Source organism: Streptomyces sp. NPDC001920, assembly GCF_053594495.1.
Genome location: NZ_JBSFEP010000011.1, coordinates 34,955 through 61,194, shown reverse-complemented (window position 1 = coordinate 61,194; position 26,240 = coordinate 34,955). Strand labels below are relative to the sequence as shown.

Here is a 26,240-nt window from a genome sequence, read left to right as displayed (position 1 = left end):
TGCCATACTGCCGATGTCCCGCCGCCCGATGAGATCCAGGGTCTAAATTGAATATTAGTCAACAACGTGACGTGTCCCGTCCCCAGGCTCGCGGCACCGAGCGTTCGGTGGCGCGCCGTGCCGAACTCATCACCATCGGGCGGAAGTTGTTCGCCGACACGTCGTACGACGCGCTGTCCATGGACGACATCGCCCGTCAGGCGCATGTCGCCAAGGGGCTCATCTACTACTACTTCCAGTCCAAGCGCGGCTACTACCTGGCGATCATCCAGGACTCCGTCGCCGACCTGGTCACCTACGCGGCGAGCGGCCTCGAACTCCAGCCGGTGGACCGGGTCCACCGCACCATCGACAGCTATCTCCGCTACGCCGAGCACAACCAGGCCGCCTACCGCACCATCGTCAGCGGCGGGGTCGGCTTCGACACCGAGGTGCACGCCATCCGGGACGGCGTGCGCGAGGCCATCGTCGCGACCATCGCCGAGGGGGCGTACGGCCGCACCGACATCGCCCCCCTCGCTCGCATGGGACTGCTGTCCTGGGTGTGCAGCGTGGAGGGCGCCACCCTCGACTGGATCGACCATGCGGAACTGCCCCGCGACACCATGCGCGATCTGCTGGTGAGGACACTGGGCGGCGCCATGCGCGCCATCGAGGAGCTCGACCCCGCGTACAAGGCTCCCGAGCCCGCCCGGCGGGGCGACTGAGCCGCGGGCCGCGCCAAGGGGCGGAGGTCTCGTGGTCCTCCGCCCCAGGCCCCCGTGGGTCCGGCTACCTGATCGCCTTGATCAGCTCACCGCCCGCCGTGTCCCCGCTCAGCTCCCAGAAGAACGTGCCGCCCAGCCCCTGCTGGTTCTTGTACGTCATCTTGGTCGCGATGGTCGCGGGGGTGTCGTAACTCCACCACTCGCTGCCGCACTTGGCGTACGCGGTGCCGCCCACCGTGCCGGTCGCCGGGCACCGGCTCCTGAGCACCTTGTAGTCCTCGATGCCCATCTCGTAGGTCCCCTTCGCCGGCCCGGTCGCCGTGCCGCCCGGCGCCGACTGGGTGACGCCGGTCCAGCCGCGGCCGTAGAACCCGATGCCGAGGAGGAGCTTGCCGGCCGGGATGCCGAGGCCCTTGAGCTTGGCGATGGTCGCCGAGGTGTGGAAGCCGGCCTTCGGGATGCCGGGGTAGGAGTGCAGTGCCGAGTGCGGGGCCGTCGGGCCGGCCGCGTCCCAGGCGCCGAAGAAGTCGTACGTCATCGGGTTGTACCAGTCGACGTACCGCGCCGCGCCCGCGTAGTTCGCCGCGTCGATCTTGCCGCCGCTCGTCGCGTCGGCCGTGATCGCCGCGGTCACCAGGTTGCCGGAGCCGAACTTGGCGCGCACCGCCGCCATCAGGTTCCTGAAGGCCTCCCGCCCGCTGGTGTCACAGGTGGCGCCGCAGGCGTTGGGGTACTCCCAGTCGATGTCGATGCCGTCGAAGACATCGGCCCACCTGGAGTTCTCGACCAGGTCGTAGCACGACTGGGCGAAGGCCGCCGGGTTGCGCGCGGCCTCACCGAAGCCGCTCGACCAGGTCCAGCCGCCGAAGGACCACAGGACCTTCAGGCCGGGGTGCTTCTTCTTCAGCTCCCGCAGCTGGTTGAAGGTGCCGCGCAGTGGCTGGTCCCAGGTGTCGGCCACGCCGTCCACGGACTCCGCCGCGGCGTAGGTCCGCTCGGTCGCGGCGTAGGAGTCGCCCATCGCGCACCTGCCGCCCGTGACGTTGCCGAAGGCGTAGTTGATGTGGGTGAGCCTGGCGGCCGAGCCCGACGTCTCGATGTTCTTGACGTAGTACTTGCGGTCGTAGGTGCCCCATTCGGTGAAGTAGCCGACGACCTTGGAGCCGGCGGCGAGCCTCGGTGAGGCGGCGGGTTCCGCGGCGGGTTCGGCGGTGGCGGTGCCCGCGCCGGCGAGCAGGCCGGCACTGAGGACGGCCGCGCAGACGGCGGACACGAGCGCCCGGAACCGGGTGCGGGGGCGGTGCGAAGTGTGCATCGGGGAGTCTCCTCCGTGGGGGAGAGGGGGACGTGCGCCGATTGGCATGAACGCGATGATGAGAATCGTCCCGCCAAGTTAGGAGGACTAGACCAGTACGTCAATGGTTCGGACCAATTTCCATGGCCGCGCGTGTCGCTCGATACTTCTTGAAGTAAGCGGTCGTTAACTGGTGACGCGCTGCCTCCGATCGGGCATACTCACAGCGCAGCCGCTGGTCAGCAGCTTCCGAGACCCGGGAACGCGAGCATCGGCCCGGCACCAGTGAGACCCGGCGGAGTCGCCCCACCCAAGGCGGCAGACCGCCGATGTGCCCGACAGGGAGGATCGTCGCCATGCCCGACCGCGCCCCGCAGCCGGTGGACCGTCAACTGCCCACGGACGAGGCCCGGGATCTGATCTCGCTCGTCCGCGACATCGCGCAGCGCGAGATCGCCCCGAAGGCGGCCGAGGAGGAGGACGCCGGGCGGTTCCCCCGCGAGGTCTTCACCCTGCTCTCCGAATCAGGGCTGCTCGGCCTGCCGTACGACGCGGAGTACGGCGGTGGCGACCAGCCGTACGAGGTCTACCTCCAGGTCCTCGAAGAGCTCGCCGCCGTCCGTCTGACGGTCGGCCTCGGTGTCAGCGTGCACACCCTCGCCTCCTACGCCCTCGCCGCCTACGGCAGCAAGCAGCAGCAGGTCGAGCACCTGCCCGCGATGCTCGGCGGCGGACTGCTCGGCGCGTACTGCCTGTCCGAGCCGGCGTCCGGCTCCGACGCGGCGTCCCTGCGGACCAAGGCGGTGCGGGACGGCGACGGCTGGGTGCTCACGGGCACCAAGGCCTGGATCACGCACGGCGGAATCGCCGACTTCTACACGGTCATGGCGCGCACCGGCGAGGAAGGGCCGCGTGGGATCAGCGCGTTCCTCGTGCCCGGTGACGCGGACGGCCTGAGCGCCGCGGCACCCGAGAAGAAGATGGGGATGAAGGGCTCGCCCACCGCCCAGGTCCACTTCGACGGCGTCCGGGTCGGCGACGAGCGGCGCCTCGGTGAGGAGGGCCAGGGCTTCGCGATCGCCCTGTCCGCGCTCGACTCCGGACGGCTCGGCATCGCGGCCTGCGCGATCGGCGTGGCGCAGGCGGCGCTGGACGAGGCCGTGGCGTACGCGACCGAGCGACGGCAGTTCGGCAAGCCGATCGCCGACTTCCAGGGTCTGCGCTTCATGCTCGCCGACATGGCGACCCAGATCGAGGCGGGCCGCGCCCTGTACCTGGCGGCGGCGCGGCTGCGCGACGCGGGCCGCCCGTTCGCCAAGCAGGCGGCCATGGCCAAGCTGCACTGCACCGACACGGCGATGCGCGTCACCACCGACGCCGTCCAGGTGCTCGGCGGCTACGGCTACACCGCGGACTTCCCGGCCGAGCGGTACATGCGCGAGGCCAAGGTGCTCCAGATCGTCGAGGGCACGAACCAGATTCAGCGGATGGTCATCGCCCGTCACCTAGCAGGTCCCGAGGGACGCTGAACTGCCCCCGCTTGACCTGCGGCGCCGCGAGCCGGATCCACTCCGGGTCGTGGCGCCCGGGCAGGGTGCGGCCGCGGTCGGCCCACGTGCGCATCAGCTCGCGGTAGATGGGCGGATCCGGGTGCTGGGGAGGTGCCGGCGGAAGCGTTCCCGCGGGCCGTGGGACGAAGATGCGGCGCTGCGGTCCGGTCGCTGAGAAAGTGGGGGGCATACCAGGGCAACGCGGAGGCGGGGGGACAAGTCACGTCGGTGGGAATAGGGCGTGAGTTCGCGGCGCGTCCGGCTCCCGCTCCGGCCACGTTTCCCTGTCTGACGTACCGTCAGCCGACTTTCCTCCGGGGAGGTTTGCTGTTGCCGACGGTGAACGCCCGGTACCGCTCGACGAGTACGTCGTGCACCAGGTGCCCTGGTTCATGAGGCACGTGGCGACCACCGACCGCAGTGCCTGCGCCGCTGCGTCTTCCCTGTCCTCGACCGCGAGGGGCGTGCCCTGCCGGGCCCCGCGACGCCGGCAGGGCGACTGGCCGCACGCGGCGACCGACGGGGCACGCGGGCACCTCGAAGCGGCGACGATCGGGCTGCCGTCCCGGCTGCACGGCCAAGTCCCGGCACAGAAGGCCAAGTTCCGCACCCTTCGGGGCGACGGGGGCGCGCTGTGTCGGGGCGCGTCGCAGTCAACGCGTGCCGCACAGGGGTGGTTGACGGGCTCCCTCGCTCACCGCGCATCAAGGAGGCGTTCGAGCGGCTGGAGCAACTCCGCGCGACAGGGGCCTGCACACGCTGTACGCCGCTGTGCGGCATGGCGTCGTCATGCTTCGTATCGCCCACCGCCAGGTCCACTTCGGCGAAGTCGACGGCCCGGCGGGCCCGGACACACTGCTCCTGCACCATGGCAGCCTGCGGGCCATGGTGCAGGGCAGCTACTGGGACTGAGCGAAACGCGGACGAGGCACCGTGCTGCCCGGCAATGCGCTCAGGCGGCCTGGCGTCGCATCACCGGGACCCTCATCGGGCGCGAGCCCGGGCCGCCGACGTGCGAGAAGGGCTGGGTCCGCCAGTCGAGCCCCTGAGGGAGCGTCAACAGAAGGGCGGTGTCCTGCTCCTGGGGCTCCAGGGACTCGTCCGCCGAGCGGGCCTCGGCGGCCCGGCGGCCCGTGCCGGCGCACACCGTGAGGCCGAACGGGTTCCACGGCGAGGCGCACAGCGCGTGCTCCGGCAGGACCTCCTCGTCCGCCAGCAGCGCGATGGGCTGCGCGCAGTCCGGGCAGATCACCCGGTACATCTCGAAGGTGTCGTAGGTGTCGAACTCGTCCTCGTAGGCGTCGGGTTCGACGCCCTCCGGCTCGGGCTCGGCGACCGGCTGGAGGCGCTTGGGTGCGGTACGACCAGGACGCTTAAGACTCTGCATTGGTTCTCCCCCTCGGGCTGGGCCGTGAAGGCGCTGCGGCCTCGACCACAGCAAGCACTTCCCGTCCGCTCTCGGCGGTAATCACGAGACCATCACGGAGCCTGTTCGAGGGCTGTGGCGTTCGTCACATGCCGTCCGCAGGTGCCCAAGGCGGCCGGTTTGTCCCCCGGCCGGCTCACAACCGCCTGACATCCACATCACAAACCGGCCATGACCTGGTCTGCTCAGGTATCCCAGGAGATCAGCGGCACTGTAGGTTCTTGCGCCATGGAGGAGCTGGATCGACAGATCGTGCAGCTGCTCGTCAAGGACGGGCGGATGAGCTACACCGACCTGGGCAAGGCCACGGGCCTGTCCACCTCGGCCGTGCACCAGCGGGTGCGGCGGCTGGAGCAGCGTGGCGTCATTCGCGGCTATGCCGCGGTGGTGGACCCCGAGGCCGTGGGGTTGCCCATGACCGCGTTCATCTCGGTGAAGCCGTTCGATCCCAGCGCCCCTGACGACATCGCGGACCGGCTGGCCGGGGTGCCCGAGATCGAGGCCTGCCACAGTGTCGCGGGCGACGAGAACTACATTCTCAAGGTGCGGGTGGCCACCCCGCACGAGCTGGAGGAACTGCTCGCCCGGCTCCGGTCGCTGGCGGGGGTGTCCACGCGGACCACAGTGGTGTTGTCCACGCCCTATGAGGCCCGGCCGCCGCGCATCTGACCGGATGGGCCAGTCGGTCCAGGGGGAAGGCCGCGGTCTGTGGGGCGAGGCCGAGGGCCTCGGCGGCTTCGTCGCGGCTGACCGGTTCCGGCCCCGCCCCGGCCCTGTTCACCGCCGACCGGCCGGCGGGCGACACGGGGCGCGTCCGCCCGGCGAAGCCGCACACCGGCACGGCCCACGCCCCTGCCGCGGCGTCCGAGGCGACCCCTGTCCGAAGCGGCCCCCGGCGAGGGGCGAGACTGTTCCGCATGAGTGAGTCCAGTGCCCCGCCGAAGACCGTCCTGCTCCGCCGCGGAGAGGTGCACAGTCCTGCCGATCCCTTCGCCACCGCGATGGTCGTGGAGCGGGGGCAGATCGCCTGGGTCGGCTCGGAAGGGGCCGCGGACGCCTTCGCGGACGGGGTGGACGAGGTGGTCGACCTGGAGGGTGCCCTCGTCACCCCCGCGTTCACCGACGCCCATGTGCACACCACCGCGACCGGGCTCGCCCTGACCGGCCTCGACCTGTCCGGCGCGGCCTCCCTGGAGGACGCCCTCGCCCGGGTACGGGACTTCGCCGCCTCCCGCCCGCACGACCGCGTCCTGCTCGGCCACGGCTGGGACGCCTCCCGCTGGCCCGGCGGGCGCCCGCCGACACGTACCGAGCTCGACGAAGCCGCCGGCGGCCGCCCGCTCTACCTCTCCCGCATCGACGTCCACTCGGCGGTCGTCACCACAGCCCTGCTGGACCTGACCCCCGGCCACCCGGGCGCGGCCGACGCCCCGCTCGTCGCCGACGCGCACCACGCCGTACGCGCCACCGCGCTGGCCGCGATCACCGCTGCCCAGCGTGCCGAGGCCCAGCGCGCCGCCCGCACCCATGCCGCGTCCCTCGGTATCGGCACCGTCCACGAGTGCGCGGGACCCGACATCTCCTCCGAGGACGACTTCACTGCGCTGCTGCGGCTGGCAGGTGAGGAGCCCGGCCCGCGGGTCGTCGGCTACTGGGCCGAGCAGGACGTGCGCAAGGCGCGCGAGCTGGGGGCGATCGGCGCGGCCGGCGACCTCTTCGTCGACGGCGCCCTCGGCTCGCACACCGCCTGCCTGCACCAGCCGTACGCCGACGCCGAACACACCGGGACCGCCTACCTGGACGCACCCGCCGTAGCCGCCCATGTCGTCGCCTGCACCGAGGCCGGCCTCCAGGCGGGCTTCCACGCGATCGGCGACGCCGCCGTGACGGCCGTCGTGGAGGGCGTTCGGGCCGCCGCCGACAAGCTGGGCCTGGCTCGCGTCCGGGCCGCCCGGCACCGGGTCGAGCACGCGGAGATGCTCACCTCCGAGACCGTCGCGGCCTTCGCCGAGCTGGGTCTGACGGCCTCGGTCCAGCCCGCCTTCGACGCGCTGTGGGGCGGCGAGGACGGCATGTACGCCCAGCGTCTCGGCGTCGAACGGGCCCGCACCCTGAACCCCTTCGCGGCCCTGCTGCGGGCCGGTGTCCCGCTCGCCTTCGGCTCCGACAGCCCGGTCACGCCGCTCGACCCCTGGGGCACGGTCCGCGCGGCGGCCTTCCACCGCACGCCCGGGCACCGGGTCTCGGTGCGTGCCGCGTTCACGGCGCACACGCGGGGCGGCTGGCGGGCGATCGGTCGGGACGACGCGGGCGTCCTGGTGCCCGGCGCGCCCGCCGACTACGCCGTGTGGCGCACCGAGGAACTGGTCGTCCAGGCTCCCGACGACCGGGTCGCGCGCTGGTCCACCGACCCCCGTTCCGGCACGCCCGGCCTGCCCGACCTGACCCCGGGACGCGACCTCCCGGTCTGTCTGCGCACGGTGGTGGGCGGACGAACGGTCTTCGTACGGCCGGGCGAGTGATCTCCCGGGGTGGCGCTGGCCCGATCGCCGCCCGCCACCCCGGCGCGCGACCTGCGCATCCTCCGCTCTGACCAGGAAATTGACCGAAAACGAGCAGTTCAGAGGGCTGTTGACAGGCGGAGGTCCGGGGCCGGTAGGTTCGGCCGGGTCCACCACCGGACGCCCGACCGGGCAACCGCGGAACTTCCGGGAACCCGCCGCAACGCCGCTGGGTCAGGGACGGTGTGCCGCACCGGGGCACCGCCACTGGGAGCCAGGCTCAGCGCCGGCGCGGCGACGACGGAACGTTCCGGCCGGTCGGGGAGGTGTGACCCGGGTGGGGCCCGGGCGCTCAGTAGACAACGGCTTCAGGTCGACCCGCAGCCAGCGGGTCCCAGGTCGGCCCGAAGGGCGCCGGGCCCCCATCCGCAGCGGTCGCGAACCCGGCGCACCGCCCCGGAACACCCCGCCTCACCCCGCTCTTGTGGAATCGACACCGCCATACGAACGCGCGGTCACGTCGGCGCAGGCCGCGCCCACTATGGTGGACGTCTGCGTACGGACATGAAGGGGCAGCAGTGAACGACGGCGACGGGACCCTCGCGGCACAGGACCGGGGGAGACAGTTCGGGCCGCTCGGCACGGCGTTGGTGATCATCCCGACCTACAACGAGGCGGAGAACATCAAGAGCATCGTCGGCCGGGTCCGCAAGGCGGTCCCCGACGCGCACGTGCTCGTGGCCGACGACAACAGCCCCGACGGCACCGGCAAGCTCGCCGACGAACTCGCCGTCGAGGACGACCACGTCCAGGTTCTGCACCGCAAGGGCAAGGAGGGCCTCGGCGCCGCCTACCTCGCCGGATTCCGCTGGGGGATGGAGCACGGCTACGGCGTCCTGATCGAGATGGACGCCGACGGCTCGCACCAGCCCGAGGAACTGCCCCGTCTGCTGACCGCGCTCAAAGGCGCCGACCTGGTCCTCGGCTCGCGCTGGGTACCGGGCGGCCGGGTCGTGAACTGGCCCAGGTCCCGGGAGTTCATCTCCCGCGGCGGCAGCCTCTACTCCCGGCTCGCCCTCGACCTCCCCCTGCGCGACATCACGGGCGGCTACCGCGCCTTCCGCCGCGAGACCCTCGAAGGGCTCGGCCTCGACGACGTCGCGTCCCAGGGCTACTGCTTCCAGGTCGACCTCGCCCGCCGCGCGGTCAAGGCCGGCTTCCATGTAGTCGAGGTGCCGATCACCTTCGTCGAGCGGGAGCTCGGGGACTCGAAGATGAGCCGGGACATCCTGGTAGAGGCGCTGTGGCGGGTCACGTCATGGGGGGCGCAGGAACGGGTGGGCAAGCTGCTGAGCCGCCCCAAGCCGTCGACGCGGCCGTCGCAGCAGCCGCCGTCGTAGGGCAGTGATCCTCGGGCGCCGCCGTTGCCTGCCTCACCACTCCTGCGTCGGCGGCCCCTTATCCCGCTCTGAGCAGCGCCCAGGCACACTGGACGCATGACGACTGGCGCACCGACCCCGACCTACCCCGCCCGGCCCCGGCGCTCCCGCCTGCGTACCTTCCTGCCGCTGGGGATCGCCGCGTGGCTGGTGCTGGAGATCTGGCTGCTGACCGTGGTCGCGGACGTGGCCGGCGGGCTCGCGGTGTTCCTGCTGCTGGTCGGCGGCATCGTGCTGGGCTCGGTGGTGATCAAGCGAGCGGGCCGACGCGCCTTCGAGGCCCTGAACGAGGCGCTGCAGCGCGGCGGCACCCCCGAGCGCGGCGGTGGGAACGGCCTGATGATGCTCGGCGGCCTGCTGATCATGCTGCCGGGTCTGGTCTCGGACGCGGTGGGCCTGGTCCTGCTGATCCCACCGGTGCAGAAGGCGCTCAGCCGCCGTGCGGAGCGGACGTTCGAGCGGAAGCTGCGCGAGGCGACCCCCGGTTCGTTCGGTGACGCCTTCCAGCAGGCCCGCATCCACCACCCCGACGGCAAGATCGTGCAGGGCGAGGTCATCAAGGACGAGCCGCGGGACGCCCCTCAGGAGCCGAGGCCTCCGCTGACCGGCTGATCCTTCTGCCGCGCCGGTCGATCCTTCTTCCGCGTTCCGCGTAGGCCCGGTCAGCCGCGCGGGACGGGTCGGACCGGTTGCGGGCAACGCACGACACCGCAGGTGCCGTACGTCACTCTCATGTACGGCACCTGCGGTGTCGGGCGTATGTCTGTTCCGGCTACCCGCTACGCGGACTTGCGGCTGTCCCGGGGATGAACCGCAATGTTCATCGCCCCGGAGCGCAGCACGGCAAGACGCTCCTCGAGGACCTCTTCGAGTTCCTCACGGGTGCGCCGCTCCATCAGCATGTCCCAATGCGTGCGCGCGGGCTTGGCCTTCTTCTCCTCAGGGCCGTCGCCATCCACGAGGAGTGCCTGGGCCCCGCAGACCTTGCACTCCCACTCCGGCGGGATCTCCGCCTCTACCGAGAAGGGCATCTCGAACCGGTGCCCCTTCTCGCATGCGTACTCCACGGCCTGGCGCGGGGCCAGGTCGATGCCGCGGTCCGTCTCGTAGCTGGTCACCACGAGGCGCGTGCCGCGAAGAGCTCGCTCACTCATGAATCGTGCCTCCCGGGCTTGTCGCCCACAGGACAGGTGTCGCTGTCGTCGTCATCCGGTCAACGTCCGGTCGGCGGTAAAGATTCCCGTTCCGAGTCACGTTCCGGGTCGTGCGTCGCCGTCGTAGCCGCAGCCTTGCTGACCAATGTCGTACCCACCGGCGCCCGGTTTGTCACATCTGCTCGCAGATGTGACACAGCGTTTCGGCATCTTTGACGCGCAGTAACGGTACGCCTGGCAGGCCAAACGCGTACACTACCGCCCTTTCACGCCGAACGCTAAATCGTGGTCGGAACCCGATTGCCCGCGTCGCTGATGGCCCGCCGCACCGGAACCCTCGCGAGCAGGGCGAATCCGATGACGAAGAAGGCCACGAGGGAGATGATCGCGTCCCGATAACTTCCGGTCAGCTGGTAGGTCAGCCCGAACAGCAGCGGGCCCAGCCAGCTCATGCCGCGGTCGCTCATCTCGTAGGCAGAGAAGTACTCGGCCTCTTTGCCGGGCGGGACGAGATGGGAGAACAGGGAGCGGGACAGGGCCTGGCTGCCGCCGAGGACGAGGCCGATGCCGGCCGCCAGCACGAAGAACCACACCGGTGCCCCGGCGGGCAGGAAGTACCCGGCCGTCAGCGTCAGCGTCCACGCCACCAGTGAGCCGAGGATCGTCCGCTTCGCGCCGTAGACGCGGGCCAGCCGGCCCATCGCGAGCGCCCCCGCCACGGCCAGCACCTGGACCAGCAGTACGGCCCCGATGAGCGTGGACTGCCCGAGCCCCAACTCCTTCGAGCCGTAGATCGACGCCTGGGAGATCACGGTCTGGATTCCGTCGTTGTAGATCAGGTAGGCGAGGAGGAAGGCGAGGGTCAGCGGATGGCGGCGCATGTCGCGGAGGGTCGCCGCGAGCTGCCGGAAGCCGGATGAGGTCGCCCCGCTGGTCGCCTCGCCGCTCGTGCCGTCCGTCCCCTTCGCGGCGTCCGCCGACCGGCGGTCGCGCAGCCGCCGCAGCGGGATGACGGCGAAGGCGCCCCACCACAGGCCGGCCGATGCCAGGCAGATCCGTACGGCCGTGCTCTCGGAGACCCCGAAGGAGTCGTGCGCCAGGTACAGGGTCAGGTTCACGATCAGCATCAGCGAGCCCGAGGCGTAGCCGAAGGCCCAGCCCCGGGAGGAGACCGCGTCCCGATCCTCGGGCGGGGCGATCTGGGGGAGGTAGGAGTTGTACAGCATCATCGCGACCGACTGCGCGGCGTTCGCGACGATCAGCAGGAGGCCACCGAGCAGATAGCGGCCGCCGCCGAGGAAGAACATGGCGGTGGTCGCCGTGGCCCCCACGTAGGCGGCCGTCGCGAGCAGGGGCTTCTTGCGGCCGGTGCGGTCGGCGGCCGCGCCGACCAGCGGCATCACCAGGACGGCCACGATCACCGACAGGGACACCGAGTACGCGAAGAAGGATCCCGCGCGGACCGGGATGCCCAGGGGATGGACGAACCCCTCGGAGTCCGCCGCCGCCTCGGCGACCGACGTCAGATAGGGGCCCAGGAACACGGTGAGCACGCTCGTCGAGTAGACGGAGCACGCCCAGTCGTAGAAGTACCAGCCGCGCTGCTCGCGCCGCCGCCCGGCGGCCTCGTCGGCCGCGTCCGTCCGCACGGTATCGGTGCCCACCCGTGCCCTCGCTTCCCCGTGGAGATCCCGCGCGTGGGCGGAGCCGGGACGGGGTCAGACCCAGACGCCCCGGTCCTCCATGACCTTGCGCAGTGTGTCGATGTGATCGGTCATGATGCCATCGACTCCCAGGTCCAGGAGCCGGTGCATCGACGCGGGATCGTTGATCGTCCACACGTGCACCTGCAGTCCGCGCGCGTGGGCGGCCCGTACGAAGCGGTGGTCCACCACCTGGATACCGGACTGTGTCTCGGGTACCTGGGCGGCGACCGCCGAGCGGCGCAGCGCGGCCGGCACCCCCCAGGAGCGCAGTCGCAGATTGAGCACGCCCCGGGTGCCGTACGACGTCGCCAGGCGCGGGCCGGCCAGGCGCTGGGCGCGTACGACCCGTGCCTCCGAGAAGGAGCCGACGCAGACGCGGTCCCAGGCACCTGCGCGTTCGATCAGCTCCAGGAAGGGGTGGAGCGCCGGCTCCGCCTTGAGGTCGACGTTCCAGCGCACCTCGGGAAAGGTCTCGAGGAGCTCTTCGAAGAGGGGCACCGGCTCCTTGCCCGCCACGCGCGCGTGCCGTACGTCGTCCCAGGGCAGGTCCGAGATCCGGCCTGCCCCGTCCGTCACCCGGTCCAGCGTCGCGTCGTGGAAGGCGACGAGCCTGCCGTCGCGCGTGGTGTGGACGTCGGTCTCGATGTACCGGTAGCCCAGCTCCACCGCGCGCCGGAACTGCAGCACGGTGTTCTCCAGGCCGTCCGCCGCCCCGCCCCGGTGGGCGAAGGGGATCGGACCGGGGTGGTCGAGGTAGGGGTGGCGTATCCGCGTGGTGCTCACGGACGCAGTATCGCCCGTCGGGGTTGCCCGCCGGCAACGACCGTGCTGCTGTCCGATGCCGAGGGGACGGCGAACACGCGCAGGAAGAGCTGGGCGAGCGGGCCGATCGACAGGGCGTAGAGGACGGTGCCGGCGCCTGCTGTGCCGCCCAGGGCGAAGCCGGTCACCACGACCGCGATCTCGACGGCCGTGCGCATCAGGCGGATCGAGCGGCCGGTGCGCCGGTGCAGGCCGGTCATCAGGCCGTCGCGGGGGCCGGGGCCGAAGCGGGCGGCGATGTAGAGGCCGGTGGCCGCGCCGTTGAGCACGATGCCGGCGAGCAGGAGGGGGATCCGTACGGTCAGGGCGTGCGCGTCGGGAACCAGGGCGAGGGTGCCGTCCATGGCGATGCCGACCACGAAGACGTTGGAGACGGTGCCGAGTCCCGGGCGCTGTCGCAGGGGGATCCACAGCAGCAGGACCACGGCCCCCACGGCGATCGAGACGACGCCGATCGTCAGCCCGGTGCGTTCGGCGAGGCCCTGGTGCAGCACTCCCCAGGGTTCCAGGCCCAGGCCCGCCTCGACGAGGAGCGCCGAACTCGCGCCGTAGAGCGCGAGCCCGACGTACAGCTGCGACAGCCGGCGGATGAGGTGCCCTCCTGTGGACAAGACATGCCCCCCTGTGGTGGTAGTGGCCTGATGCATGACACCCTGTGGCTTGAGAGGCGGCGTCCTCCATGGCCAATTCAGGGAAGGTGGACTGGAAATCATGGCGCAGTGGACCTCGGCGGTGGGGGCCGCACAGCTCGCCCGGCTCCTCACCTCCCAGCAGGACCGTCCCGCCGGCCCCGGCAGCAAGCGGCCGCCCGCGTACCGGGCCCTGGCGGACGGTGTCCGGCTGCTCGTCCTGGAAGGCCGGGTTCCGGTCGCCGCACGGCTTCCGGCCGAGCGGGAGCTGGCCCTCGCGCTCTCCGTGAGCCGTACCACCGTGGCCGCGGCGTACGAGGCGCTGCGTGCCGAGGGGTTCCTGGAGTCGCGGCGCGGGGCCGGCAGCTGGACGGCTGTACCGGCCGGTAACCCCCTGCCCGCGCGAGGATTGGAACCCCTGCCGCCCGAGGCTCTCGGCTCGATGATCGACCTCGGCTGCGCGGCCCTGACCGCGCCCGAACCGTGGCTGACCCGTGCCGTGCAGGGTGCCCTGGAGGAACTGCCTCCGTACGCCCACACGCACGGCGACTACCCCGCGGGGCTGCCCGCCCTGCGCGCGATGATCGCCGAGCGGTACACCTCGCGCGGGATCGCGACCATGCCCGAGCAGATCATGGTGACGACCGGGGCGATGGGCGCGATCGACGCGATCTGCCATCTCTTCGCGGGCCGCGGTGAGCGCATCGCGGTCGAGTCGCCGTCGTACGCCAACATCCTCCAGCTGATGCGGGAGGCGGGCGCCCGCCTCGTGCCCGTCGCCATGGCGGAGGGGCTCGCGGGATGGGACATGGACCGCTGGCGGCAGGTACTGCGCGACGCCGCGCCGCGGATCGCCTACGTCGTCGCCGACTTCCACAACCCGACCGGGGCGCTGGCCGACGACGACCAGCGGCGGCGGCTGGTGGACGCGGCGAGGTCGGCGGGGACCGTGCTCGTCGCCGACGAGACCATGAGCGAACTGTGGCTGGACCCGGAGGTCGTGATGCCGCGCCCGGTGTGTGCCTTCGACCCCGCCGGGTCGACCGTCATCACGGTCGGTTCGGCCAGCAAGGCGTTCTGGGCGGGGATGCGGATCGGGTGGGTGCGCGCGGCTCCCGACGTCATCCGCAGCCTGGTGGCCGCGCGCGCGTACGCCGACCTCGGGACGCCCGTACTGGAGCAGTTGGCCGTGAACTGGCTGTTCAGCACCGGGGGTTGGGAGCAGGCGGTGGACGTGCGGCGAGCGCAGGCCCGGGAGAACCGGGACGCTCTCGTCGACGCCGTGCGACGGGAACTGCCCGAGTGGGAGTTCGAGGTGCCGGGGGGCGGCCTCACCCTGTGGGTGCGGACAGGGGGGCTGTCGGGATCGCGGATCGCGGAGGCGGGCGAGCGGGTGGGGGTTCGGGTGCCGTCCGGGCCCCGGTTCGGGGTGGACGGGGCGTTCGAGGGGTATGTGCGGTTGCCGTTCACCGTGGGCGGTGCGGTGGCCGAGGAGGCCGCGGTGCGGCTGGCTGCGGCCGTGCGGTTGGTGGAGAACGGGGTGAGCGGGGGGAGCGAGTCGGCGCGGCCGTTCGTGGCGTGACGGGCGCGGAGCACGGGGGGGGGGGTTCCCGGTACGGGCGGCGGGAGGCGGCTCCCGGCGGGCGCCGGGTGCGCGACCGCGCCCGGCCCGCCCGGTCCCGGCCTCTACGACGTCTCGGCCGCCACTGCCTCCGCCGGTACCGGCTCCTGTTCCGTCTTCTCCAGGACCGGCCCCGGCAGCTCCTCCGCCTCCGGTGGCGTCGTCCGGGGCGGCAGCAGGTCGAGGACCGCCTGGCGGTGCGCGTCGCTCGTCGCGTCGTCGTACGGGTCCGGGGTCGCCGGGACCTGGAGGCGATGGACCGGGCCCGTGCCCAGGCGGGCGTAGCCGCGACCGGGTGGGACCTCGGTGACCGGGGTCGTGTGCGGCAGGGCGCCCAGGGCCGCCTCCAGTTGCTCCTTCGTCGCGGGACCGAGCACGACACGCGCGCGTGTGTGCTGGCGTACGGCGTCGCTCAACGCGTCCATGGCGTCCCACTGGTCGGCCACGACGACCGTGACGCCGGCGGCGCGGCCGTGCCGCAGCGGTACCTGGAGCAGTGACTGGGGGTCCTTGCGGTGGTCCGCGGCGGCGAGGTGGGAGAAGGCGGTCGGGCGGTCCAGGAGGATCCACAGCGGGCGCCTGGTGTCGTCGGGCGGCGGGTTGCCGGTTTGACGTGCCCGGTTGATGGCGATCAGGCGCCGCTCGGTCTCCGTCGCCGCCCATTCCAGGCTGGCCAGCGCCCCGGCCAGTCCGCACTCGACCGCGAGGACGCCGTCGCGCCCGATGAGGCAGGCGTACTCGCCGGTGCTGCCGCCCTCGACGATGACGACGTCGCCGTACTGCAGGGCCTGCAGGGCGACGGAGCGCAGCAGGGTCGAGGTGCCGCTGCCGGGCTGGCCCATGACCAGCAGGTGGGGTTCGGTGGAGCGCACGCCGGTGCGCCAGACGACCGGTGGGACGTCCAGCTGCTCCTCGCCGTGGGTGAGGGGAAGCGTGCGGTGGACCTGGGTGGGGTCGGTGAAGCCCAGGACGGTCTCGCCGGGGGTGGTGACGAAGCGCTGGGCGGCGATGTCGGTGGGCAGGGGTGCGAGGGCGGTGACCGTGAGCTCGTTGCCCTCCTCATCCCAGGCGAAGTGGTACTCCCGGCCACGGCCCGACTTCGCGGCCAGCAGGTGCTCGATCCGGGCACGTGCCTGGGGCTCGCCGTCGGTGAAGTAGGCGGGGTAACGGACCACGAGGGCGCTGACGCGTCCCGTGGTGTCGAACGCGTACTCCGGGAACGCCTTGTCCCACTCGCCGCCGTGGGCGTACATCGGTGCCGGGTCGTCGGCCGCGGAGAAGTACGGGACGAGCGCCTCGTACAGCGATCTCAGCCGCTCCGTCTGGGACTCGTCCGGTCCCTCGGGAGTCGTGGGGGCGCGGTCGCGGCCGTGCCAGGCTGCCGCCGCCATCAGCGTGATGACGGCGAGCAGCGGACCGTACGGCACGAGTGCCACGACCAGGATCACCGAGGCCACCATGAACAGCAGTGGCCCGCGCCGGTCCTTGGGGGTGTCGGCCCACTTGCGCCGTCCGGCCGCGGCCAGCCGGCGCAAGCCCCGGGTGATCGTGATCAGCGGGTGGAGGACGTCAGAGGCACTGTCGGTCGCCGTCCGGGCCAGCTCTCGGCTTCGGGCGAACTGCGTCCGGGCCAGCTCCCGGCTCCGGGCGAGCTGCTCGGTGCCTGTGCTCAGGATGCGGGGGAGGGGGCGGCGGGCCACTGCTGTCTCCTACAGGTGCGTACGGGCGGGAGGTGCGGCGTCAGAACTGGATGCCGCCGAGGAGGCTCGCCAGGCTCTCGCCACCGGCCTTGATGCTGGGGGCGATCGCCGTGCTCGCCAGGTAGAAGCCGAACAGGGCCGAGATCAGGGCGTGTGACGCCTTCAGTCCGTCCTTGCGGAAGAAGATGAAGACGACGATGCCGAGCAGGACGACGCCTGAGATGGAGAGGATCATGTGAGTGCTCCTGGTTGGGTGGGGACAGTCACCATGAGTACTTCCAGGCTCACAGGATGTATCTATACGATAAAAGGTGCAACTGGGTGAAATTCGGCGGATTTCCTCCGGGTGGCGGAGTGTCCTGGGGCGGATGAGCTTGGGTCCTGCGTCCGACCGTGTCTGCGATGATCTTTGCCTCGCACGCGGCGGGTCATGTGCCGCGCGAGCCAGTACCCTGGCGAATCACTCGTACGGCCGAGCACCGCTCGCCGGTCGTACCGTGCTCCCCGTAGTGCCCGGCAGTACCAGCGGCACAGGAAGTACCGGCAGTACCAGTAGTCCCCAGCAGTCTCGTATGTGTAGTGAGAGGTGGTCCGGCCCATGACTGAAGCCCCCGACCCCGAGGTCGTGGAGCTGGCGACCAAGATCTTCGACCTGGCCCGGCGGGGTCGGACCGAGGAACTCGTGGCGTACGTCGACGCTGGTGTGCCGGCCAACCTCACCAATGACCGCGGTGACTCGCTCGTGATGCTCGCCGCGTACCACGGCCACGCCGACGCCGTGCGCGCCCTGCTCGACCGGGGCGCCGAGGCCGATCGCGTCAACGACCGTGGTCAGACGCCCCTCGCCGGTGCCGTCTTCAAGGGAGAGGCGGAAGTGATCAAGGTCCTTCTGGAAAGCGGTGCCGACCCGGCCGCGGGTACCCCTTCGGCCGTCGACACCGCACGCATGTTCGGTAAAGCGGACTTGCTCGAACTGTTCGGCGCACACTGATCCGACCGATCTGACCAGCGAGAACACTGAAAACGGGGGAGGCGGTACAGGGCCGCCGAAATTTCGGTCGCGGCAGATGGAAGTGCCGAGTCATCATGACCTCGTGATTCACGGACGCGATGGCTGGGCAGGTGTTGCCGCACCGCGCGGGCCGTGATGCGGCCCGCATGGGCCACCGACGAGAGGCAGAGGAAGATGGTCTACAGCAAGCAGGAAACGGCGGGCGCCCCGACGTGTTGTCACGCGGCCAGGTAAAGCAAGATCCCGGTTGCGTCGACGCTTGATGTGAGGCTGTTTCCCATGTTCGAACCGGTCATAGCGCCCAGCGGTACGCTGCTCGGCCTGCTCCAGCGGGGTCGCGGCGACGGCACACTGCACGCGCTCACCGCCCCGCGCGCCGAGGCGCTCGCGGCCCTGAACCACTGTGTGCTGCGGGACCCCCGCCACGACTGGCAGGTGGAGAACCGCTCCCTGTACTACGCCCGTCTCTACCTCGACCTGAACGGCGAACTGGACGAGATCGAGGCCCACCTCTTCGACGTCGAGGACGTCTTCGACACCGAGGAGTCACGCACCGGGCTGGCCCTCGCCGTCCTGGGCCACCTCGCCTCCTACGGCAGGCGGGACGCCCTCGAACTGCTGCGCAGGTACGCCGCCACCGGCTCCAACTGGGCCTGGGCCCTGGACGAGCTGGCGCTCCGGGACGACGACGCGGGCCTGCGTGCCCTCGCCGCGCCCGTCCTGGCGCGTTTCCCGGCCGATCCCGAGGGCGAGGCCGAGCTGGCCGCCCACGTACGCGATGCTTTTGAGCCACGGCCGTGGCGGCTGTGGGCCGAGGATCCGCGCGAATCGATCGCCACGCGCGTGCGTGCCGCTCAGGAGGCCGGCTGTTTCGACCGCTGGCAGCGGCAGATGCGGCCGACCGGGCCACGGCCGGGGTGGAGCGTCCAAGCGGTCTTCGAGTGGGCCCAGCAGGGCGTCGAGCGCGGTGCCGCGCTCCATGTGCCCGCCGCACGGTGCCTCACGGCGGTTGCGGGGCCCGACGACCGGCCCGAGATCGTCGCAGCCGCCAAGGACGGCACCGACGGAGCCCGCTGCACCGCCCTTCGCTACCTGGCCGACAGCAATGACCCGGACGCCCTCGATCTGATCGAGGCGGCCGTGGTCACCGGGTCGCCGACGGTGGTCGAGGCCGCCGTCGACGCCTTCGAACGGATGCGCAGTATCGGCGCCGTCGACCGCGCCCGCGGCTGGGCCCGGCGGCCCGACGCGCTGGGCGCCGCCGCCGGGCGCATGCTCGCCTGCCGGGGTGGAGCCGAGGACAAGGACCTGGTCCTCGCCGCCCTGCGGGAGGCCGTACGCGGCGAAGGCCCCGACGCGCCGACCCTGTGGACCCTCGTGGACGGAACCGGACGGCTCGGCATCGCCTGCGCCGCCCCCGTCCTGCGCCACATCTACCGCGAGACCGCCTCCTCCCACCTGCGCGGCCGCACCGCCCGCGCCCTCGCCGCCACCGATCCCTCCTTCGCCTCCGGATTCGCGATCGAGTGCCTCTGGGACTGCGAGGAGACCACCCGCGAGATCGCCGCCCGGCACGCCGAGACCGGCGACACACGGGTCGTCGACCGGCTGCGCCGCCTCGCCGCCGATCCGGCCGAGGAGGCCGAGGTGCAGACGGCCGTACGCAGCAGGATCGGACCCGACTCGACCGCCGGTTGACCATCGCGCGGGGCGTGGCCACGAGGTGTCCCTCGGGAGAAGCCCGGCCCGCCCGGTGAACGCGGGGTGATCTGCGGGTCAGGCGCGCATGGACGTGCCCTGACCCGCTCGGGCGCGCCGCGGAACGCTCATGGGACGTTCCTCGTCCGGAAAGATCCACGTTGACGCGGCCACGTCCGGCACGGCGACAACACCGGTATGCGTGTCGTCATCGTGACCGAATCCTTTCCCCCCGATGTGAACGGCGTGGCCCACTGCGCGTTCCAGACCGCCCGACACCTCGTCGAACGCGGTCACGCCCCCCTCGTCGTCGCACCCGCCCCCGCGCCCGGGAACAAGCTCGGCGTGCCGGCGCCGTGCCCGGTCGTCCATGTCCCCTCCCTCCCGCTCCCGGGCTACCCCCAGGTCCGCGTCGCCCTCCCCAGCCGGCGCCTCGCCGCGACGGTCACCGAGCACCGGGCCGACATCGTGCACCTGGCAAGCCCCTTCGTCCTCGGCGTCCGCGGCATGGCCGCCGCCGCCCGGCTCGGCGTCCCCGCCGTGGCCGTCTACCAGACCGACCTGGCCGCATACGCCCGCACCTACATGGGTGCCGGAGAGGCCGCGGCCTGGCGCCGCATACGCTCCGTCCACTCCGCCGCCGACCGCACGCTCGCCCCGTCCACCGCGTCCCTGAACGACCTGGAGACCCACGGAGTGCCCCGGGTGCACCTGTGGCGGCGCGGCGTCGACACCGCCCGCTTCCGCCCGGAGCTGCGCGACGAGGCGCTGCGCCGGGACCTCGCCCCGAACGGCGAGGTGATCGTCGGTTATGTCGGACGGCTCGCCCCGGAGAAGCACATCGAGCTGCTCTCCGGCGTGTCCGCCATGCCCGGCGTGAAGCTCGTGATCGTCGGTGACGGGCCGAGCGGGCCGGCGCTCGTCGAGGCGCTGCCCGGTGCGGTCTTCCTGGGCCGTCGCGGCGGGGAAGACCTCGCCCGGATCTTCGCCTCGCTCGACGTGTTCGCCCACACCGGCCCGTACGAGACGTTCTGCCAGTCCGTGCAGGAGGCCATGGCCAGCGGTGTGCCCGTAGTCGCACCCGCGGCGGGCGGCCCGCTGGACCTGGTCGACCACGGCCGCACCGGTCTCCTCGTGCCGCCGCGCGACGCCGACGCCGTGCAGGACGCCGTACGGTCCCTCGTCACCGCCCCCGCACTGCGAGCCGCGTACGGGGCCGCCGCCCGCGCGACGGTCGAGGGCCGCACCTGGGCGGCGATCGGGGACCAGCTCATCACCCACTACGAGGCCGTGCTGGGAGCACGGAGGCCGGCGGTGGCCGTATGAACGCCTCGCTCCGAATCGTCCGGCTGGCGAACTTCGTCGCCCCCGCGTCCGGCGGGCTGCGCACCGCGCTGCGCGAGTTGGGCAAGGGCTTCAAGCTGGCCGGCCACGACCCGGTGCTCGTCGTGCCGGGGGAGAAGTACAGCGACAGCGACACCGAGCAGGGCCGGGTGATCACCCTGCCCGCTCCGATGGTGCCCGGCACCGGCGGCTACCGCGTGCTGATCGACAGGCGCCGGGTCGCGGCGCTCCTCGATGAGCTCGCCCCCGACCGCCTGGAGGTCTCCGACCGCACGACGCTGCGGTGGACCGGCAAGTGGGCCCGGCGCGCCCGGGTGCCCGCGGTGATGGTCTCCCACGAGACCGCCGACGGTGTGCTGCGCACGTGGGGGCTGTCGGAGAGCCTGTCCCGGCGGGCAGCGGACGCCCTCAACGTCCGCACCGCCCACACCTACTCGAAGGTCGTGTGCACCACCGAGTTCGCCGAGCGGGAGTTCGTGCGGATCGGCGCCCGCAACGTCGTACGGGCTCCCCTGGGCGTCGACCTGATGAACCGGCGTCCCACCCTGCGAGACACGGCACTGCGAGCCACCCACGCGCGCGAGGACGAGAACCTGCTGCTGATGTGCTCCCGGCTCTCCGTGGAGAAACGGCCCGGTACCGCGCTGGACGCCCTGGAGTCGCTGCGCGGGCGCGGAGTGCGCGCGGTGCTCGTGGTGGCCGGGAACGGCCCGCTGCGGGCCCGACTCGAACAGCGGGCGCAGGAGCGCGACCTGCCGGTGACCTTCCTCGGGCATGTCGCCGACCGCAGCCTGCTCGGCGCGCTCCAGGCCTCCGCCGACATCTGCCTGGCTCCCGGGCCCGCCGAGACGTTCGGGCTCGCCGCCCTGGAGGCCATGGCCTGCGGGACGCCCGTCGTGGCGAGCGCGTCCTCGGCGCTGCCCGAGGTGATCGGGGCCGCCGGGGCCACCGCGGCGGACGACGGGGACGCCTTCGCCGACGCCGTGGAAGTGCTGCTGGCCCGTCCCGAGCGTGAGCGCCGGGAGGCCGCACGCGCGCGTGCGGAGTGCTTCGGGTGGGGCACGGCGGTGGACGCCTTCCTCCGCGCCCACGACGCAGCGGTTCCGGTGCGTCCCTTCGCGCGAGCGGAGGGCGCGGCATGAGACCGCTCCGCTACGTCGCCCTCGGGGACTCGCTGACCGAGGGAGTGGGCGACCCGGTGGGAAAGGGGTGGCGCGGCTGGGCCGCGCTGCTCGCGGACGGGCTGTGCGAACCCTCCGCCGAGTTCACCAACCTCGCGGTCAGCGGGGCGCAGACGCGGGACGTGGTGGAGCGTCAGCTGCCCGCCGCGCTCGCGCTGCGCCCGGACGTCGTGTCCGTCCTGGTCGGCGTCAACGACACACTGCGCCGGACCTTCGACATCCACCGCGTCGCCGAACGCCTCGACAGGGTCTACGCGGCCTTCACCCGCCACGGCACCGTCGTGCTCACCGCGTGCCTCCCCGACCCCGGCACGATGCTCGGGCTGCCCGGTGCGCTGGCCGACCCGCTGGCCCGGCGGCAGCGGGCGGTCGACACCGTGGTCCACGCCCTCTCGGAGCGGTACGGCGCCCTGCACCTGCACGCGGCGAAGGGCGCGTGGGTCGAGGACCGGGCGATGTGGAGCGCGGACCGGCTGCACCCCGGTGAGCGGGGCCACCGGCAGCTGGCCGTACGGTTCCACGGGCTGCTGTCGGACGCCGGGATGGCGACGGGGCCCGTGCCCGGCGCCGAGCCCGAGTTCCCGCCGCCCACCAGATCGGCGAAGCTGGGGTGGCTGGCCACCGCGGGCACCGCCTGGGTGGTCCGGCGCTGCAACGACCTGCTGCCCCAGCTGCTGTGCCTCGCCGCCGACGAACTTCGGCACCGGGCGGCGGGCACGAGCGGCCGGCTCGACCTGCGCGCGGCGCAGTCGGTGTCCGTGGCGTTGGCCTCGCTGCCGCTGCCGCTGCCGCTGCCGCTGCCGCTGCCGCTGCCGCTGCCGCTGCCGCTGCCGGTGCCGGTGCCGGTGCCGGTGCCAGAGCCGGCGCCGGTCTCCATGCCCGTGCTGTCGCAGTCGCAGGTGCCGTCAGTGCCGTCGTCGCTGTCCTGCCCCAGCCATGTGTAGGGCGCCCACCGCTTCTGTGGGTGAGTGGCCCGCGTTCCGTCGAGGGGCAGGCGGGATCTGCATCTGTTGCCACGAATTATGCTGAGGCCCCGCCTCATCAGCGCAGGGAGCTTCGTGCCGCCGTCCTTCGTGCATCAGATCACCAAGTACGACCCCGCCGACCGTGACGAGCGCGGGCACTACACGGGTGCTGAGGACACGGTGAGCGACCACGGGCCGGTCGAGGCCGCCTACTTGGAAGCGATCGCTGCCTTCGCACGGGAAGCGGGCATCACCACACTGGAGATCCGTGAACCCGAGGTCACCGGCTTCGTCAACTTCGGCCTGGAAGCACCGATCGACGGCCACGGACTCGCCGGCCTGTTCCCGCCGGACCTGACCGGCTACCACGACGGCGCCGAAGTTTCTCTGCCCGTGGCGTTGGAGCTGGTGCGGGCCATGCTCCGCGACGAGGGGGCCTGGTGCCGGTTGGAGCGCGAGGACACGTTCACCATCCACGTCGGGTGGGACCAGTACGTGTACGTCGGCAGCGACCGACCCTGCGACGCAGCGGTCGCCCGGACGCATGAACTGGGCCTGTTCGCGCAACGGATCAGCGCCTCCCCGTACGCGGCACATCTTGACGAACCTGAAGTGACCGAGGCCGCCGACGCGGACTTCTGGGAACGAGTCCGCGTCGAGCTCGCGTCGCAACAGACCCTGCTCCTGGAAGAGGCCTACGTCCGCAACGCGACCCGTTGGCACCGGCTCACCGCGAGCAATCTCGACCCGGTACGCGCCGGGCTGGGTCCTCGCGCGCTCCTGACGATCTGGCCGGACCTCGACCCCGATGTCGACGAGGTCCTCGCCGCGCTGCCCGCGGACGCGTCCATGGACTTCGTCTGGGAGGCACCCGACGGAACGATCCGCCACGTCACCGTCGACGAAACCGATCACCAACAGCTGGCCCGCCTGGTCGCGGGCGCGAAAGCAGCCTGCTCCCTGCCCCTGATCCTCGACGAGCGCCACCCGCTGTTCCAAGCTGCCTTGCCGGACAGCGACGGTGTGCTGCGCGCCAGGTGGTGACCGGGCCACCGGTGGCGCCGTGAGCGACTCGTCGTCCTGCCTGCGGCCCAATGGGACATCGGCCGCTCTCGTGGCCCGCTCGACTCCGGGAGCCGCAGGTCAGGGTCCTCGCCCTGCCCGCGCTCATCGGACAGTCGTCGCCGCCGTTGCCGTTGCCGTCGTCGTGGAGGCGGCGTGACTCTCCCTGGCGCCGCCCAGGTCAGCGACGGCGTACGGCCACGAAGCGGATCGGGATGCCCGGTACCGCCTGGGCGGCGGCCGGCAGGTCGGCCGCGCGGACGACGGCGATCACCGGGTAGCCACCGGTCGTCGGATGGTCGGCCAGGAACACGACCGGCCTGCCGTCGGGCGGGACCTGGACCGAGCCCAGGACCACACCCTCGCTGGGGAGTTCACGGGCGACCGCCCGATCCAGCGCGGGGCCCTGCGTGCGCAGCCCGATGCGGTTGCTCGCGGGGGAGACGCGGTAGGCGCGGGAAGTGAAGAGGCGCACCGCCTCCGGCGTGAACCAGTCGTGGCGTGGGCCCAGGGTCACGCGCAGAACCAGCTCCGCGGGTGGTGCCGGCTGCGCAGCGACGTCCACGCGCGCGTGGAGCGGCGTGGGGCGGCCCAGAGGGAGCACCGTGCCGTCCGTCAGGGGCGGCGGGCCGAGACCGGACAGCAGGTCGGTGGAGCGGCTGCCGAGGACCGGCTCGACAGTGATGCCGCCGCCGACAGCCAGGTAGCTGCGGACGCCGGACACGGCAGGGCCGACGTCCAGGAGCGCACCGGCGGGCACGCGCACCGGAGCGCCCCAGGCGACCGGGCGTCCGGCCACGGTGACCCGGCAGGGCGCGCCGCCGACCGCCACGGTGACCGCCGAACGAGGCCGCACGGCACAGCCGTCGAGGGTGGTCTCCAGCACGGCCGCATCGGGGGCGTTGCCCACGAGACGGTTGACCAGTGCCGCCGCCGGTCCGTCCAGCGCGCCCGAACGGGGCACGCCGAGGTGGGCGTGTCCGGGACGGCCGAGATCCTGCACCGTGGTGAGCGCCCCGGCGCGTACGACGGCGAGCGCGCGGTCGGTCATGAGCTCGCCACCGGAACGAAGCGCACGCGCGTGCCCGGCGACAGCAGCGCGGCCGGCACGCGTGTGTGGTCCCACAGCACGCTGTCCGTGGTCCCGATCAGCTGCCAGCCGCCCGGCGACGAGCGCGGGTACACCCCCGTGTACGGCCCCGCCAGCGCGACCGCGCCCGCCGGTACGGCCGTGCGCGGGGTGGCCCGGCGCGGGACGTCGTAGCGGGGCGGCAGACCGGTGAGATAGCCGAATCCGGGGGCGAAACCGCAGAAGGCCACGCTGAATTCGGTGCCCGCGTGGATGCGGGCCACGTCCTCGGTGGACACGCCCCAGTACGCGGCGACGTCGGCCAGGTCCGGGCCGTCGTAGCGCACCGCAAGTTCCACCACGTCACGCGCGCGTGGTGGCGCGGGCGGCAGCTCGGACGTGGTCAGCTCGCCGGCCACTCGGGCCGGCTCGGCGAGGCCGTCGAGCAGGACCGTGCGGGCCGCGGGCACGATCTCGCGGACCGCCAGCGAGCCCTCCGCGCGGCGCCGCAGCAGTTCCGCGTGCAGCGCCCGGGCCTCCTCACCCGAGGACACCTCGACGAGCAGGGCGTCGTCGCCGACGTGCAGCGCCCTCATACGAAGGCCTCCACCCGGACGCCCGACTCCTCCAGCCGCGCGCGTACCCGGCGGGCCAGCTCGACCGCGCCCGGGGTGTCCCCGTGCAGGCACAGGGAACGGGCCCGTACCTCGACCGGAACCCCCGTGTGTGAGGTCACCAGGCCCGTGTGGGCCAGACCCACCGAGCGCTCCACCACCGCCTCCGGGTCGGTGACGACGGCACCGTCCCGGCCGCGCGGCACAAGGGTGCCCCGCTCGGTGTAGGCGCGGTCCGCGAACGCCTCCGTGACGGCCGGCAGTCCGGCCTCGGCGGCCAGGTCCAGCAGACGGGAGCCGGGCAGGCCGAGCACCGGCAGGCCGGCGTCGGCCCGCGTCGCGAGGAGCACGCCGTCGACGACCGCGCCGGCCTGCTCCTCGTCGTGCACCACCCGGTTGTAGAGGGCACCGTGCGGCTTGACGTACGACACGCGTGTGCCCGCGGCTCGTGCGAAGACCTCCAGGGCGCCGATCTGGTAGGCCACTTCGGCCGACAGTTCGGCGGGCGGTACGTCCATCGCGCGCCGCCCGAAACCCGCGAGGTCCCGGTAGGAGACCTGGGCACCGATCCGCACGCCGCGCTCGGCCGCCTGCTCGCACACCCGCCGCATGGTGGCCGCGTCCCCGGCGTGGAAGCCGCAGGCCACGTTGGCACTGGTGACGACGGACAGCAGGCGTTCGTCGTCGGTCAGCTGCCAGCGGCCGAAGCCCTCACCGAGGTCGGCGTTGAGGTCGATCGAGGTCAT

General features: G+C 72.4%; 25 protein-coding genes and 2 pseudogenes. 15 read left to right on the top strand and 12 right to left on the bottom strand.

The genetic code is table 11. The features are described from left to right. Positions 1 to 47 precede the first annotated feature (47 nt). A complete protein-coding gene (locus ACWCPI_RS19855) occupies positions 48 to 707 on the top strand; it encodes a TetR/AcrR family transcriptional regulator (RefSeq protein ID WP_451039357.1) in 660 nt (219 codons plus the stop codon). A 64-nt stretch (positions 708 to 771) separates the two neighbouring features. On the opposite strand, the gene ACWCPI_RS19850 is transcribed toward ACWCPI_RS19855, so the two are convergent. After that, positions 772 to 2,022 carry a glycoside hydrolase family 18 protein gene (locus ACWCPI_RS19850; protein WP_451039356.1) on the bottom strand — a complete coding sequence of 417 codons (1,251 nt, stop codon included), beginning with the start codon at positions 2,020 to 2,022 and terminating at the stop codon, positions 772 to 774. 335 nt (positions 2,023 to 2,357) lie between these two features. Between ACWCPI_RS19850 and ACWCPI_RS19845 the strand changes: the two genes are divergently transcribed. From ACWCPI_RS19845 to ACWCPI_RS19835, 3 genes and pseudogenes are all read left to right on the top strand, one after another. Next, positions 2,358 to 3,530, top strand: a complete 1,173-nt coding sequence (locus ACWCPI_RS19845) for an acyl-CoA dehydrogenase family protein (RefSeq protein ID WP_451039355.1) — start codon at positions 2,358 to 2,360, stop codon at positions 3,528 to 3,530. Between the two features lie 305 nt (positions 3,531 to 3,835). Continuing rightward, positions 3,836 to 4,023: pseudogene (locus ACWCPI_RS19840) on the top strand (hypothetical protein); the annotation flags it as partial. Between the two features lie 317 nt (positions 4,024 to 4,340). After that, a complete protein-coding gene (locus tag ACWCPI_RS19835; RefSeq protein ID WP_451039354.1) occupies positions 4,341 to 4,463 on the top strand; it encodes a hypothetical protein in 123 nt (40 codons plus the stop codon). A 40-nt stretch (positions 4,464 to 4,503) separates the two neighbouring features. Here the strand turns inward: ACWCPI_RS19835 and ACWCPI_RS19830 are convergent, their stop codons facing one another. After that, a complete protein-coding gene (locus ACWCPI_RS19830; RefSeq protein ID WP_451039353.1) occupies positions 4,504 to 4,938 on the bottom strand; it encodes a hypothetical protein in 435 nt (144 codons plus the stop codon). Positions 4,939 to 5,205: 267 nt separating this feature from the next. On the opposite strand from ACWCPI_RS19830, the gene ACWCPI_RS19825 reads away from it, so the two are divergent. Then, entirely contained in the window at positions 5,206 to 5,646 is a 441-nt protein-coding gene (locus ACWCPI_RS19825) for an Lrp/AsnC family transcriptional regulator (RefSeq protein ID WP_004002750.1), read from the top strand. A gap of 7 nt (positions 5,647 to 5,653) precedes the next feature. Here ACWCPI_RS19825 and ACWCPI_RS19820 read toward each other — a convergent pair. Beyond that, a pseudogene (locus tag ACWCPI_RS19820) lies at positions 5,654 to 5,737 on the bottom strand (transcriptional regulator); the annotation flags it as partial. A 157-nt stretch (positions 5,738 to 5,894) separates the two neighbouring features. Here ACWCPI_RS19820 and ACWCPI_RS19815 point away from each other — a divergent pair. From ACWCPI_RS19815 to fxsA, 3 genes are all read left to right on the top strand, one after another. After that, positions 5,895 to 7,499 carry an amidohydrolase gene (locus ACWCPI_RS19815; RefSeq protein WP_451039352.1) on the top strand — a complete coding sequence of 535 codons (1,605 nt, stop codon included), beginning with the start codon at positions 5,895 to 5,897 and terminating at the stop codon, positions 7,497 to 7,499. 557 nt (positions 7,500 to 8,056) lie between these two features. Beyond that, complete coding sequence (locus ACWCPI_RS19810) at positions 8,057 to 8,878, top strand: polyprenol monophosphomannose synthase (RefSeq protein ID WP_388807216.1); 822 nt, start codon at positions 8,057 to 8,059, stop codon at positions 8,876 to 8,878. A gap of 96 nt (positions 8,879 to 8,974) precedes the next feature. Further along, positions 8,975 to 9,529 carry an FxsA family membrane protein gene (gene fxsA, locus ACWCPI_RS19805; protein WP_451039351.1) on the top strand — a complete coding sequence of 185 codons (555 nt, stop codon included), beginning with the start codon at positions 8,975 to 8,977 and terminating at the stop codon, positions 9,527 to 9,529. A gap of 167 nt (positions 9,530 to 9,696) precedes the next feature. Here the strand turns inward: fxsA and ACWCPI_RS19800 are convergent, their stop codons facing one another. The 4 genes from ACWCPI_RS19800 to yczE form a co-directional block, all read right to left on the bottom strand. Beyond that, complete coding sequence (locus ACWCPI_RS19800; RefSeq protein ID WP_003977404.1) at positions 9,697 to 10,071, bottom strand: RNA polymerase-binding protein RbpA; 375 nt, start codon at positions 10,069 to 10,071, stop codon at positions 9,697 to 9,699. Positions 10,072 to 10,349: 278 nt separating this feature from the next. Beyond that, complete coding sequence (locus ACWCPI_RS19795) at positions 10,350 to 11,735, bottom strand: MFS transporter (protein WP_451039350.1); 1,386 nt, start codon at positions 11,733 to 11,735, stop codon at positions 10,350 to 10,352. Positions 11,736 to 11,789: 54 nt separating this feature from the next. Next, positions 11,790 to 12,560, bottom strand: coding sequence for a glycerophosphodiester phosphodiesterase (locus ACWCPI_RS19790; protein WP_451039349.1), 771 nt, complete (start codon positions 12,558 to 12,560; stop codon positions 11,790 to 11,792). Next, entirely contained in the window at positions 12,557 to 13,246 is a 690-nt protein-coding gene (yczE, locus tag ACWCPI_RS19785) for a membrane protein YczE (protein WP_451039348.1), read from the bottom strand. Before yczE ends, ACWCPI_RS19790 begins: the two co-directional genes overlap by 4 nt. A 64-nt stretch (positions 13,247 to 13,310) precedes the next feature. On the opposite strand from yczE, the gene ACWCPI_RS19780 reads away from it, so the two are divergent. Then, positions 13,311 to 14,810, top strand: a complete 1,500-nt coding sequence (locus tag ACWCPI_RS19780; protein WP_451039347.1) for an SCO1417 family MocR-like transcription factor — start codon at positions 13,311 to 13,313, stop codon at positions 14,808 to 14,810. 104 nt (positions 14,811 to 14,914) lie between these two features. On the opposite strand, the gene ACWCPI_RS19775 is transcribed toward ACWCPI_RS19780, so the two are convergent. Both ACWCPI_RS19775 and ACWCPI_RS19770 read right to left on the bottom strand, forming a co-directional pair. Continuing rightward, positions 14,915 to 16,549: a hypothetical protein gene (locus ACWCPI_RS19775; protein WP_451039346.1), complete on the bottom strand. Its 1,635-nt coding sequence runs from the start codon at positions 16,547 to 16,549 to the stop codon at positions 14,915 to 14,917. A gap of 40 nt (positions 16,550 to 16,589) precedes the next feature. Continuing rightward, positions 16,590 to 16,784: a hypothetical protein gene (locus ACWCPI_RS19770; RefSeq protein WP_004002760.1), complete on the bottom strand. Its 195-nt coding sequence runs from the start codon at positions 16,782 to 16,784 to the stop codon at positions 16,590 to 16,592. Between the two features lie 363 nt (positions 16,785 to 17,147). On the opposite strand from ACWCPI_RS19770, the gene ACWCPI_RS19765 reads away from it, so the two are divergent. From ACWCPI_RS19765 to ACWCPI_RS19740, 6 genes are all read left to right on the top strand, one after another. After that, positions 17,148 to 17,540: an ankyrin repeat domain-containing protein gene (locus ACWCPI_RS19765; protein WP_451039345.1), complete on the top strand. Its 393-nt coding sequence runs from the start codon at positions 17,148 to 17,150 to the stop codon at positions 17,538 to 17,540. Positions 17,541 to 17,840: 300 nt separating this feature from the next. Beyond that, positions 17,841 to 19,259 (top strand): HEAT repeat domain-containing protein, encoded by a 1,419-nt coding sequence (locus tag ACWCPI_RS19760; RefSeq protein WP_451039344.1) that lies wholly within the window; start codon positions 17,841 to 17,843, stop codon positions 19,257 to 19,259. 198 nt (positions 19,260 to 19,457) lie between these two features. Continuing rightward, entirely contained in the window at positions 19,458 to 20,585 is a 1,128-nt protein-coding gene (locus tag ACWCPI_RS19755) for a glycosyltransferase family 4 protein (RefSeq protein WP_451039343.1), read from the top strand. Next, entirely contained in the window at positions 20,582 to 21,745 is a 1,164-nt protein-coding gene (locus ACWCPI_RS19750; RefSeq protein ID WP_451039342.1) for a glycosyltransferase, read from the top strand. Before ACWCPI_RS19755 ends, ACWCPI_RS19750 begins: the two co-directional genes overlap by 4 nt. Beyond that, positions 21,742 to 22,728, top strand: a complete 987-nt coding sequence (locus ACWCPI_RS19745; protein ID WP_451039341.1) for an SGNH/GDSL hydrolase family protein — start codon at positions 21,742 to 21,744, stop codon at positions 22,726 to 22,728. Before ACWCPI_RS19750 ends, ACWCPI_RS19745 begins: the two co-directional genes overlap by 4 nt. Before the next feature lie 114 nt (positions 22,729 to 22,842). Beyond that, on the top strand, positions 22,843 to 23,793 hold the full coding sequence (locus tag ACWCPI_RS19740) for an RNA-binding protein (RefSeq protein WP_451039340.1): 951 nt from the start codon (positions 22,843 to 22,845) through the stop codon (positions 23,791 to 23,793). 199 nt (positions 23,794 to 23,992) lie between these two features. Here ACWCPI_RS19740 and ACWCPI_RS19735 read toward each other — a convergent pair whose 3' ends face one another. The 3 genes from ACWCPI_RS19735 to ACWCPI_RS19725 are packed head-to-tail and all read right to left on the bottom strand — an operon-like array spanning position 23,993 to position 26,240. Beyond that, positions 23,993 to 24,862, bottom strand: a complete 870-nt coding sequence (locus ACWCPI_RS19735; protein WP_451039339.1) for a 5-oxoprolinase subunit C family protein — start codon at positions 24,860 to 24,862, stop codon at positions 23,993 to 23,995. Then, positions 24,859 to 25,476, bottom strand: coding sequence for a 5-oxoprolinase subunit B family protein (locus tag ACWCPI_RS19730; RefSeq protein WP_451039338.1), 618 nt, complete (start codon positions 25,474 to 25,476; stop codon positions 24,859 to 24,861). Before ACWCPI_RS19730 ends, ACWCPI_RS19735 begins: the two co-directional genes overlap by 4 nt. Continuing rightward, entirely contained in the window at positions 25,473 to 26,240 is a 768-nt protein-coding gene (locus tag ACWCPI_RS19725) for a LamB/YcsF family protein (RefSeq protein ID WP_451039337.1), read from the bottom strand. The genes ACWCPI_RS19730 and ACWCPI_RS19725 overlap by 4 nt, the downstream gene beginning before the upstream one ends.